This window comes from bacterium (genome assembly GCA_035529855.1).
Lineage (GTDB): Bacteria > RBG-13-66-14 > B26-G2 > WVWN01 > WVWN01 > WVWN01.
Map to the genome: position 1 here is coordinate 69,176 of DATKVX010000007.1, position 10,538 is coordinate 79,713.

Below are 10,538 nucleotides of genomic sequence, written 5' to 3' on the forward strand. Positions count from 1 at the left end.
GAACGTTATGGACGTGAAGACGATAGACGACGTCGACGTCGCCGGCAAGCGCGTGCTGGTGCGCGCGGACCTGAACGTGCCGCTGAAGGACGGCCGGGTGGCGGACGAGACCCGCATCGTCGCGACGCTGCCTACCGTCAGGAAATTAATCGGCGACGGCGCGCGGGTGATAATCTGTTCCCACCTCGGCCGGCCCAAGGGCGAGGTCAGGCCGGAGCTGAGTCTGAGGCCCGTCGCCGCGGTGCTGAGCGAAAAGTTAGGCCGGGACGTGGCGTTCGTCGAGACGTGCGTCGGCGCGGAAGCGGAAGAGGCGGCGAACCGTCTGGCCCGCGGCGACGTCCTCTTGCTCGAGAATACGCGCTTCCGGCCGGGCGAGACCGAGAACGACCCGTCCTTCGCCAAGGGGCTCGCGGCGCTCGCGGACGTCTTCGTCGACGACGCCTTCGGGACCGCCCACCGTAAACACGCGTCGAACTACGGCGTCGCCGAGGTCGTCAAGCCCGCGGTCGCGGGGTACCTTCTGGCCAAGGAGATTCAATATTTCGACCAGTTGCTGAAAAACCCGCCGCGGCCGCTGGTGTTCGTACTGGGGGGCGCGAAGCTCAGCACGAAACTCGCCGTCGTCACCAATATGCTCGCCACGGTGGACCACTTCTTGATCGGCGGCGGCATGGCGTATACCTTTCTCAAGGCGCAGGGCTATAACGTCGGTTCGTCGTTGGTGGAGGACGACTTCCTCGCCGACGCGAAGAACGTTTTGGCCGAGGCCGGCGATAAAGTAGAACTGCCGGGGGACCACGTCATCGCGAAAGCGCCCGACGAGCCGGCGTCCGCTCGAGCCGTGGACTGCCCCTCTATCCCGGAAGGTTATATGGGCGTCGACATCGGCTCCGAGACGGTCCAGCGGTTCACCGCGGGTACGGTCGGCGCGGGCGCTATCTTCTGGAACGGCCCGATGGGCGTTTTCGAGGTGGCGGCCTTCGCCGACGGGACGGAAGCGGTCGCCCGGGCGATCGCGGAATCCGGCGCGGTAACGGTCGCGGGCGGCGGCGAGACGGTCCAGGCCGCGCGGCAGTTCGGCGTCGCAGAACGGCTGAGCCATATCTCGACGGGAGGCGGCGCGTCGTTGAAGTATTTAGAAGGGAAACCGTTGGCGGCTATAGAGATTCTGGACCGAAAATAAAACGTTCCGGATACGATAACGCCGGCTGTGAGGCCGGCGTTTTTTATACCGTACGTTATTGCATTACGAAGCGGTTTGTGTTATGATTGGTTCAGTAACCAGCCCGGAAAGTTTATTATTTGACCGGGCGGTCTATTTTGTTATGGTGGAAGAAAATAATAAAAAATTAAGCCGCCGCGAGCGTGAGAAGTTGGCGCGGCGCCGCGAGATATTGGCGGCCGCCCGGAAGGTCTTCGGCGCCCGGGGGTACGAGGGCGCCACGCTCGACGAGGTGGCGCGCGAGGCGGAGTTCGCGAAGGGCACGTTATACAGTTATTTCGACTCCAAGGCCGAGCTCTTCGCCGAACTGGTCGAGTACGAGTTCGACGAAGTTCTGGCGCAAGCGAAAGAAGCGTTAGAGGGGGAGGGGGACGTTGCGGCCGCGGCTCGAGCGGTTATCCGCGTTTTCCTAGAATTTTTCGAATCGCGGGCTGATTTCTACCGCGCGGCGATGGCGTATCGCGAGGCCGGTCAGCCGGAGGAAGTGGAGAAGTTCCGCGGCGCGGTGATGAAGCGCATCGGCGAACTGGGCGACCTCTTGGGAGCGAAGTTCTCGGCCGGCGTCCACGACGGCTCGTTTAAAGAATACGACGCGAGGTTCCTGGGGTTTTTACTTCTCGGCGTCGTTCATTATTATTCCGTGTATACGCTCCGGTACGGAAACGCGAAGAAGCTTACCGACGGAGCCGACATGCTCTGCGATATTTATCTGGACGGCGTACGGTCGTTACGGCCCGACGCTCCGGAGGAGTAATGAGAGTTTTAAAATTGCTGGCGATTTTCGGCGCTTGCGCCGCGCCGGTTGCCCTCGCCGAAGGTGCTCCCGTTACGCTGTCGCTCGCCGACGCGCTCGAGCGGGTACTCGAGGTGGACGAAGACTACCTCGGCGCCCGGGAGGACGTCGTGAAGGCGACGGCGCAAATAACCGAGGCTAAATCGGCGTTGTTCCCGCGAGTGGCGCTCGACGCTTCGGCTACGAAGATCTTCGGCCTGCCGACGCTGCTGCTCGAGGCGAATTCGTTCGGCGAAGGTTCCCCGCCGGAAGACATCGAGTTCTCCGCGGGCTACGACGAGAATTTGAACGTGGGGATTACGGCCACGCAACCGTTATACCAGGGCGGCCGGGCGTGGACCGCCTACCGCGTTTCGAAATCGTATTACGCGCTGGCGCACGAGCAACTGCGCCAGAAGCTTTCGGATACGGTTTACAATACCACCAAAGCGTATTACGACGCCGTGCTGGCGGACGAAGCGGTGGGCGTCGCGGATACCGGCGTGGCCGTCGCCCTCAGCCACGTCCAGGCGACGGAGGACCGGTACGACGCGGGCCTCGTTTCCGAATACGACGTACTCAGGGCCCGCGTCGAGCTGACCAACCTGGAGACGGCGCAACGGCAAGCCCAGGACCAACGGATGGCGGCCGCACGCTACGTGTTGACGTTGTTGAACCTTCCGCCCGATACCGAGCTCGCGTTGACGGATAGGCTTTCGTACGAGCTCGAGGTATACGATTTGGGGGAATCGCTGGCGGTGGCCGGGGAAAGGAGGCCGGAGTTGACGCAGCTCGAGCTGACGAGACTGCTGGCGGAGAACAACGTTAAGATAGCGCGGGCCGGCGATAACCCGTCGGTCTACTTTTCGGCTTCCTTCTCCGAGTACGCCGACAGGTTCACGTTGAATTTCGTCGACGAGTGGAACGACCAGACGATGCTGAACCTGGCCGTCTCGTGGCCTATATTCGACGGCTTCGCGACCCGAGGGCGCGTGCGCCAGGCCCGGGCCGACCTTTATAAAACGGAGCTAAGTAAAGCTCGCCTCTCGGAAGGAATCGACGTAGAAGTGAGGGGAACCTACGACGGCTTGAAGACGGCGGAGGCGACGGTGCGTTCGCAAAAGGAGAACGTTACGCTCGCGGAGCGGGGTTTGGATATCGCGCAAGCGCGGTACGACGTGGGCTTGATGTCCAATCTCGAGGTTTTGGACGCCCAGGCGGCGCTGACGCAGGCCCGCCTGGGGTATTACCAATCGCTCCACAACTACGCGCTCGCTAAATTGAACATGCGCCGCGCCCGGGGCGAGCTGGATGAAATAGGGTTGTAGGGGTAAACCCGTATAATAAAAAAGGACGGCCTCAAGGCCGTCCTTATTACATGCTTCGTCGCCGGTTTAATCCGCGGGTTTCGTTTCGCCTTCGGCCGCCGGCTCGCCGTCGGTTTTCTTTTCTACTTCCGCGGTTGCCGGTTTAGCTTTGGCTTCGGCGGGCGGTTTCTCGGCGGGTTTCGTTTCGCCTTCGGCCGCCGGCTCGCCCTTGGTTTTCTTTTCTACTTCCGCGGTTTTCGGTTTGCTTTCAGCGGCCGCTCCGGCTTCGCCTTTGGGTTCGGCCTTCCTGCGGGGCGGTTTAGCTTTAGTCGCGGTACGCGGCTTCGCGGCGGATTTAGCTTTCGCCTGGGCCTTTTTAGGCTCGGGTTTCGGTTCCGCGGTTTTCGGTTTGCTTTCAGCGGCCACTCCGGCTTCGCCTTTGGGTTCGGCCTTCGTGCGGGCCGGTTTAGCTTTGGCTTCGGCGGGCGGCTTTTTAGCCGGTTCGGCCTTGGCTTTAGATTTAGGTTTAGCCGGTTTAGCTTCGGCCTTCGCTCCCGCGTATTTTTTCGTTTTAGCGCGCGCTTCCTTATCTTTACGTAGTTTTTCGCCGCGCGCGATGGCCTCGGCGGTGGAGCCGTCTTCGGTCAGGCCGTAGCGTTTGCGGAAGCGGTCGACGCGGCCCGCGGTATCGACGAGTTTCTGCTTGCCGGTGTAGAACGGGTGGCAGTTGGAGCAGATTTCGACGTTGACGCCCGGCCTGGTAGTACGTATCTCGACCTCGTTGCCGCACGCGCAACGGACGATGGCCAACTCGTATTCGGGATGTATGTCTTTTTTCATTTTCCCGTCAAACCTTCCGTGTAAAATTCTCGATACGCATTATAACATATCCAATTCCTTCCGGCAAATGGTTTTTTATCTTTAACCCGAAAGACAGAAAATCGTACTCGGCCTATTTTATTAACGGCAAAAATATGTTATAAATATAAGGTGGAAGGTGCCCGGGCGGCCGCGGCCGCGCCTCGAGCGCAGGCCGAGGAAATTCCGGGCTTCACCGGGCAGGGTGCCGGGTAACACCCGGGCGCCGCGAGGCGACGGAAAGTGCCACAGAAAACATACCGCCGATGGCCCGCCTCCGGGCGCGGCACAGGCAAGGGTGAAAAGGCGAGGTAAGAGCTCACCGCGGCGTCGGCAACGACGTCGGCACGGCAAACCCCACCCGAAGCAAGGCCGAATAGGCGGCGGGACCGGCCCGGGTCACGCGCCCTCGGGCGCACCGTCGCGGGTAGGCCGCTCGAGCCGGGCGGCGACGTCCGGCCCAGATGAATGGCCGCCGTCCCTCCGCAAGGAGGGATACAGAACCCGGATTACAGGGCACCTTCCGCCTTCTCGGCGGCCCGACGTTACGCTTTAACGGTTTTTAGCGGACGAAAAAAGGGGTTGACAAATGGCGGTCGCGTTTATACTATAAGCGTGTCAAGAAATTAACCGAACGTAGGTTCAGCAAAGGAGGGCAAGATGAAGAAATTAGCTTTAGCTGCCGTGTTGTTAGTCGTTGTGGCTTCTACGGTAGCGTTCGCCGGCGAACACATCGTCGGCGGTACCAAATATACCGGCAACACGCTCCCCTGGTGGTCGAGCTACACGGCCATCCGCTTCCAGTGCATGTGGTACAAGAGCGAAATTAATGAATCCGGCGACGTTACCAAAATCGAATTCCAGTGGAGCAGTTACGCCGGCACCGGCCCCACCACTTTTAACAGCGTCGATATGCTACTCTGCCACAGCGCCCTAACCGCCCTTACGTCTAACTACACGACCAATTACAACGGCAAAACGCCGGTAAACGTCTTCACCGGCAACTACACGATCCCGGCGGGCCTCACCCAGAACCAGTGGTTCGCGCAGTGCTCGCCGACCAACTTCACGTACAATAATACGGACAACCTCCTCATGGAGATTTCCTGGAGCGGTCACACCACGGGGGCAAGCGGGAATTACTTCTGGCGCGCCCAAACGGGCCAGCCGGGCCGCGTCTACGCTCTCAGCAAAACCGCTACGACGGGCACTCTCTACGCCAACCAGGGCGAGATCGCGCGCATCACCATCAAGACCATACCGGGCGTCGCCCCCACGAGCCTCGGCCGCGTAAAGGGTCTGTTCCGTTAATACCGGAAAGGACTTCACCTTCCGAACGCCCCTCCCGTTAAAGAGGGGCGTTTTAATTTCTCTTTGCGCTCGAAATTTCATCTGCGGCGGGGCGGCGGGCCGCGACGGCTTACGACAATTCCTTCGCGAGTTCGACGCCGGGGCGGGCGCCGAGGAAATTCCGGGCTTCACCGGGCAGGGTGCCGGGTAACACCCGGGCGCCGCGAGGCGACGGAAAGTGCCACAGAAAATATACCGCCGATGGCCCGCCTCCGGGCGCGGCACAGGCAAGGGTGAAAAGGTGAGGTAAGAGCTCACCGCGGCGTCGGCAACGACGCCGGCACGGCAAACCCCACCCGAAGCAAGGCCGAATAGGCGGCGGGACCGGCCCGGGTCACGCGCCCTCGGGCGCGCCGCCGCGGGTAGGCCGCTCGAGCCGGGCGGCAACGTCCGGCCCAGATGAATGGCCGCCGTCCCTCCGCAAGGAGGGATACAGAACCCGGATTACAGGGCACCTTCCGCCCGGCTAATTCTTACTCAAGGGGGTCCGCAACGCGGCCCGTTATTTAGCGGCAAAAAAGGGTTGACAAATGGCGGTCGCGTTTATACTATAAGCGTGTCAAGAAATTAACCGAACGTAAGTTCAGCATAAGGAGGGTACGATGAAGAAGCTAGTATTAATCGTGGCCGTATTCGGTGTGACCAGCGCGTTCGGGGTTACGAACGACGCTGATAGCGCCGGCGTAGGTGGGTACGTGCCCCCTATCGACAACCCGGCCGTGGGTTCGATCATCCACTCGTTCGTGATCTCGACGACGAGCACCTTCAATACCTACGGCGTTCACCGCGACGCCAGCTATGTCTACGCCGTGATGTACCCCAGCTCGGGGAACAACGTTCTCACCCGTAGGGACCCCACTAACGGGTCCGTCTTGGCTAGTTTTCCTGTCGCCGCCAGGTTCGTGCCGCGCGGCGAGGACCATGCCCACCTCGGCGCCGGCTACCTTTCTATCGCCGACGCGACTTCGAACTTGTGCCGCATCATCAACACCTCCAACGGCAGCCAAATCCTGTCGTTCCCGGTCTCCGCTACCGGGTACGCCATGAACGTAATGTGGGACGGCCAGTATTACTACACCAACGGCTACACCAACCGCGGTCTGTTGTACCGGTATACTACGACGGGCGCCTCTGCCGGCACTTGGACTGCCAGCGGGTGGCCGTCCAGCATGTCCAGCATGGGTGGCTGCGGTTACGCCACGGTAGCCGACGGCGCGCCGGGCCGATTCATGGTCGCGGACGCCTTCACCTCCAGCAACCCGATGTGCATAATTAACATGGCCACCGGCTCGCTCGTCAAAACCTGGTCGACGTGGGCCACCAACGGCCAAGGGGTAGTGGTCGGCCCCGGCTTACCCTCCTCGTGGGGGCAAACGGCGTGGGCGACGTGGTACAATTTCAGCGGAACCTATAAGATGGGCCTACAGATCGACATCGGCGGGGCGACGGCAGTTGCCCCCGCGAGCATCGGAAAAGTAAAGGCGATCTACAGATAAGGTCGTCGCAACGGTCATCAAGGAAAGCCCCCCTCGGGGGGCTTTCCTTTTTTAAGCATATTGCTCGGAACTCTAGTACGTACTGAGTTTCAACCTCTCTGCCGTCGTGGCTAGAACGTCTTCGTATACGACGACGTCGTGGCGGTTACGGAGGCCTTGGAGCCACGCCTCCGCCGCGGCCGAAACCTCGGGCGAGGCGATCTTATTTTCTTGTACCTTCTTTCGGCAATAGTATGTTACCTCGGGTTCCTCCAGCGTTCGTACTTTTGCCGGTTGGTGGTAGATCGGTTTGTAAAATGCCCCCCGCCCGTCCTGCAGGTGGAAGACCTCGCTAAGCTCGTTTAGTTGTTCGAAGGGGTATACGCGCGGCCTCAGTTCGGCAGCTAATTCCGTTTCGCCGTCGGGGGGCGGGTCTTTAGCTACGGTTACGACGCCGAGCCACTCATCTTTTTCCGGGGGCAGCGGCGGCGGCGGTTCGGCCAACTGCGCCTCCGCCTCGGCGCGGCTTTGTAACCGGGCCTCCCCCGTTACGACTAAGTCCGCGCCGGCTTTTATCTCGGCGTAAAAATCTTCTAATTTCGCGCCGTCGGGCATAGCAACGAGGTATACGTTTACGCTCTCGCCGGTAAAGAAGTCTTCTTTATGGGATTCGAAGTAGAAGCGAATTTCCTCTTCGGTGGGCGCGGGGACCGTGGCTAGGAATTCCCCCCGGTAAAATTTTTCAATTAACAGGTCGTCGGGGTAGAGAGTCATTTCACGTTCGAATTCCGGCGTGCGGTCGATCCCTTCCCGTACGGCTCGGTATTCCAATAGGGCGTCGTTTTCGAGGTCCTCTAAAAACGTCAACCAGAGTTGTTCGTATTGTTCGGGTTTTTCCAGCCGGATTCGGCTTATCTTTTCGGGGGGGAGTGCGACGACCCGGTCGAATATTGTGAATAAATCGTAGAAGTATACCGGAAGGTCACCTACCTCCGAAACTACCGAATCCTTCCCGAAATGGCGCTCGGGGAGTTCCTCCAGAGGTGACGTTAAGATATCTTGCCAGAGCTCCTCGTCGCGTCGGATCGGCGCGACCTCGCGCACTTGACGCGTTAGCTCGAGGTAGCGTTTTTTGCCTTCGACGTTCCGTAATACGAGCTTGACGTCCGCCCGCGCTGCTTCGTAGCTTTGGCCCGAGCCGTGGACGATCTTGTCCAGCCGGTAAATATGCCACGTGACCGGCGTGATCTCGACGATGCCGGTGTATTCGCCGGGCTGCTTCACGGTGAAGAGCGCCTCGGAAGCCTCGTCGCCTACGTACTCCATCGGTAGGTCCCACCCCCCTCCGGGCCGGCGGTAATATTCGAAGGTCGTATATTCCGCCAATAACTCCTCCCACGGGCGGCCCGCTTCCAGAGCGGCGTAGACTTCTTCCGCGGTTTCCCGGTCTTCGGTCTCTATGAAAGAATACAAACGGCGCTTACGCCATTTTTCGTAAAACGCTTTTGCCTCCTCTTCGCCGGGGGCAATTCCGTCTTCGATTTCCCGCCATACGTAACTCCGCAGAAGAAAACGGCGATGATTCTCGATTTGGGTTAGGTAAAACCGGTCTTGATCGTATCCGGCCGCCGCGGCTTCGAGGGTCAACACCTTACCGGTTATCATCGTGTCTAATAGGTCGTTTAACGCCGTTGTGATTTCGTTACTTCGCGGCGGGGGCGCGCCGAGGCGTTCGTAACAATAAGACAAATCGTCCGCGGTAATTACGTGTACGCCGTCGATGGTAGCGAGTACTTCGGAACCGCCGAGGGCCTGGCCGGGGTGGGCGACCATAACGGTTAATAATGACGCCGCAACTAGTTTGATGAGCGAAACCTCTCTCGCGATCGCGAAACGCATAGGAGCACCGCCGAGATCTAGACTTCGTTAACGTTTTTTTTAATGATACTAAAAATACTTCGCTTTATCAACCGGGTTGTTTGTACTCCGCCGGTGTTGATTTCCGCCGCCCTTTAAGCTAAACTCAACCTCGATGTCGGAGAAGTCGGAACAAACGCGCGCCCACACCATCGGAACCGCCGGCCACGTCGACCACGGCAAGTCGGCCCTCGTGCGTGCGCTGACCGGCGAGGACCCCGACCGCCTCCCCGAGGAGAAGGAACGCGGTATGACCATCGACCTCGGCTTCGTCCACGCCGACTTCGGCGACGGCGCCGTCGCGACATTCATCGACGTACCGGGCCACGAGCGCTTTATCAAGACCGCGGTCGCCGGCGTCGCCGGCATCGACCTGGCGCTGTTCGTCGTCGCCGCCGACGAGGGCGTTATGCCGCAGACGCGCGAACACCTCGCCATCCTTCGCCACCTGGGCGTCGCAAGAGGCGTAGTCGCCATAACCAAGGCCGACCTCGTCGACGACGATTGGCTCGAGCTCGTCCGGGATGACCTGGCGAAATTTTTCGCCGGTTCGTTTTTGGAAGGGGCCCCGGCGGTGGCGGCCTCTGCGGTTACGGGTGAGGGCGTCGAGGACGTCCGGTCGGCGCTCAAAGAAGCGTTGGCGACGGTAACGCCGCGGCCGCCCGGGCGCGCTTTCCGGATGGCGATAGACCGCGTCTTCTCGCTGCGGGGTTTCGGTACGGTCGTGGCCGGCACGGTGGCCTCGGGCGAAGTCCGCACCCGGGACGAGGTAGAGATTCAGCCGTTAGGCCGTCGCGTTAGGGTGCGGGGCGTCCAGAGCCGACATAAAGGCGTCGACGTCGCGACGTCGGGTATGCGGACGGCGTTGAACGTAGCCGGCGTCGACCAGGACGACCTCCGGCGGGGGTATGAGATAGCCGCGCCGGGGCTCCTCACGCCGACACGTCGGCTGGATTTGAAATTGGACGTAGACGCCGGCCCGGTACGCCATCGGGCGCGGGTGCGTTTTAATAAGGGGACGGCCGAGGCCATGGGGCGGCTCCTGTTGTTGGACGTGGACGTCGCGGAATCCGGCGAGAGTTATTACGCCCAGGTGGTGCTCGAAGAACCCGTAGTGGCCGTCCGGTACGAACCGTTCGTTATAAGGGACCCGTCGACGCTGCGGCTCCTGGGGGGCGGCAGAATACTCGAGCCGTTTCCGACGCCCCACAGGCGACAGCCTTGGGTGGTCGACGAACTCCGGAAGCTGGAGGCCGCGGCGGGGGACTCGGCCGCGCTCCTGCGGGCGATTTTTACGAGGCCGCGCGGCCCCAAGCGAGCCTACCGCGTCGCGGAGTTGGCGGCCGCCGTCGCGCATATCTCGGAAGACGAGCTGCGCAGCTCGCTCGAGGCGCTGGTCGACAAAGGCGTAGCGGCCCGCTTCGGCGCGGAGTACGTTCCCGCCAAAGACGCGGCGCCGATAAAAGAGGCTGCGGTGAAAGCGGTTAGGGACTCGCTGGCGCGCGACCCGTTGCGGGAAGCGGTATCGCGCGACGAAATACGCGCCAAATTACGGTACGACTTCTCGCCCGAAGGGTGTGGGGCGTTGCTCGGGCAACTCGCGGCTGAGGGCGAGCTTCAAGCGTCCGGCGGCGGCT

8 protein-coding genes and 2 other RNA genes are annotated in these 10,538 nt (G+C 61.0%); 8 read left to right on the top strand and 2 right to left on the bottom strand.

Annotated elements, in window-relative coordinates; all coding sequences use genetic code 11:
• The first annotated feature begins 7 nt into the window (after positions 1–7).
• The 3 genes from VMX79_00930 to VMX79_00940 all read left to right on the top strand — a co-directional run bounded on the left by VMX79_00930 (position 8) and on the right by VMX79_00940 (position 3,322).
• Entirely contained in the window at positions 8–1,183 is a 1,176-nt protein-coding gene (locus VMX79_00930) for a phosphoglycerate kinase (protein HUV85659.1), read from the top strand.
• A gap of 142 nt (positions 1,184–1,325) precedes the next feature.
• On the top strand, positions 1,326–1,976 hold the full coding sequence (locus tag VMX79_00935; protein ID HUV85660.1) for a TetR/AcrR family transcriptional regulator: 651 nt from the start codon (positions 1,326–1,328) through the stop codon (positions 1,974–1,976).
• Positions 1,976–3,322 (top strand): TolC family protein, encoded by a 1,347-nt coding sequence (locus VMX79_00940; GenBank protein HUV85661.1) that lies wholly within the window; start codon positions 1,976–1,978, stop codon positions 3,320–3,322. The genes VMX79_00935 and VMX79_00940 overlap by 1 nt, the downstream gene beginning before the upstream one ends.
• A 66-nt stretch (positions 3,323–3,388) precedes the next feature.
• On the opposite strand, the gene rpmE is transcribed toward VMX79_00940, so the two are convergent.
• Entirely contained in the window at positions 3,389–4,141 is a 753-nt protein-coding gene (gene rpmE / locus VMX79_00945) for a 50S ribosomal protein L31 (protein HUV85662.1), read from the bottom strand.
• Between the two features lie 153 nt (positions 4,142–4,294).
• Here rpmE and rnpB (VMX79_00950) point away from each other — a divergent pair.
• From rnpB (VMX79_00950) to VMX79_00965, 4 genes are all read left to right on the top strand, one after another.
• Positions 4,295–4,687: RNase P RNA component class A (gene rnpB / locus VMX79_00950), an RNA gene on the top strand.
• Between the two features lie 132 nt (positions 4,688–4,819).
• The gene (locus VMX79_00955; protein HUV85663.1) at positions 4,820–5,470 is read left to right on the top strand and encodes a hypothetical protein; all 651 of its coding nucleotides are present in this window, start codon (positions 4,820–4,822) and stop codon (positions 5,468–5,470) included.
• 130 nt (positions 5,471–5,600) lie between these two features.
• An RNA gene (gene rnpB / locus VMX79_00960) (RNase P RNA component class A) lies at positions 5,601–5,967 on the top strand.
• A 144-nt stretch (positions 5,968–6,111) separates the two neighbouring features.
• Complete coding sequence (locus tag VMX79_00965; GenBank protein HUV85664.1) at positions 6,112–7,005, top strand: hypothetical protein; 894 nt, start codon at positions 6,112–6,114, stop codon at positions 7,003–7,005.
• Positions 7,006–7,077: 72 nt separating this feature from the next.
• Here VMX79_00965 and VMX79_00970 read toward each other — a convergent pair whose 3' ends face one another.
• Positions 7,078–8,883: a peptidylprolyl isomerase gene (locus tag VMX79_00970; GenBank protein ID HUV85665.1), complete on the bottom strand. Its 1,806-nt coding sequence runs from the start codon at positions 8,881–8,883 to the stop codon at positions 7,078–7,080.
• 133 nt (positions 8,884–9,016) lie between these two features.
• Between VMX79_00970 and selB the strand changes: the two genes are divergently transcribed.
• Positions 9,017–10,538, top strand: a 1,522-nt coding sequence (gene selB, locus VMX79_00975) for a selenocysteine-specific translation elongation factor (protein ID HUV85666.1), incomplete at its 3' end; no start/stop codon positions are given.

Coding starts and splice junctions, on each gene's coding strand:
- VMX79_00965 (HUV85664.1), top strand. CDS start 6,112: ATGAAGAAGCTAGTATTAATCGTGGCCGTATTCGGTGTGACCAGCGCG.
- VMX79_00970 (HUV85665.1), bottom strand. CDS start 8,883: ATGCGTTTCGCGATCGCGAGAGAGGTTTCGCTCATCAAACTAGTTGCG.
- rpmE (HUV85662.1), bottom strand. CDS start 4,141: ATGAAAAAAGACATACATCCCGAATACGAGTTGGCCATCGTCCGTTGC.
- VMX79_00930 (HUV85659.1), top strand. CDS start 8: ATGGACGTGAAGACGATAGACGACGTCGACGTCGCCGGCAAGCGCGTG.
- VMX79_00940 (HUV85661.1), top strand. CDS start 1,976: ATGAGAGTTTTAAAATTGCTGGCGATTTTCGGCGCTTGCGCCGCGCCG.
- VMX79_00935 (HUV85660.1), top strand. CDS start 1,326: ATGGTGGAAGAAAATAATAAAAAATTAAGCCGCCGCGAGCGTGAGAAG.
- VMX79_00955 (HUV85663.1), top strand. CDS start 4,820: ATGAAGAAATTAGCTTTAGCTGCCGTGTTGTTAGTCGTTGTGGCTTCT.